The 583-nt window shown below is 71.5% G+C and carries 1 protein-coding gene; it reads right to left on the bottom strand.

Translation table 11 applies throughout. The features are described from left to right. Positions 1-545: NAD(P)H-dependent oxidoreductase (locus tag KUM32_RS36400; RefSeq protein WP_217146171.1), on the bottom strand; the 545-nt coding region annotated here is incomplete at its 3' end. Positions 546-583: the final 38 nt, after the last annotated feature.

Below are 583 nucleotides of genomic sequence, written 5' to 3'. Positions count from 1 at the left end.
GTCTCGGACGTACCGCTGGCCCGCAGGAGGGCCCGGTAGGCGTCCTGCTGGGCCGTCAGCCCCGACTCGTCCATCCGGCGCGTCCCGTAGGCGACGAACGGCTCCTCGTACCGCATGCCGGCCACCCCCGCCGTGACGTCGAAGGGGCGCAGCAGGTCGGGGACGGAGAAGCGGTGCACGCCCCCGGGCCCGTAGGCGTCGCTGGGGCCGCCCACGGTGGTCGCCACCCGCAGCGTCTTGCCGTGCAGGGCGGAGCCATCGGTGCCGTAGGCGAACCCGTAGACGAAGACCTCGTCGAGCCACTGCTTGAGCAACGGGGTCGCCGCGTACCAGTAGAAGGGGAACTGGAGCACGATCCGGTCGTGTGCTCGGAGCAGGCCCTGCTCGCGCGCGATGTCGATGCGCCCGTCGGGGTACGTGGCGTACAGGTCGTGGACCGTGACGCCGGCGACGCTCCTGGCGGCATCGACGAGGGCCGTGTTGACGCGCGAGGTGGCCAACTGCGGATGAGCGAGGACAACCAGGGTGCGGGGCTCGGATGCCACGGGAGTCTCCTGTTCGGAGGCGATGCGTACGACCGGGG

The organism is Streptomyces sp. AC627_RSS907, from assembly GCF_019049165.1.
The sequence above is the reverse complement of the archived record's forward strand: the minus strand, read 5'-3'. Positions and strand labels throughout refer to the sequence as shown.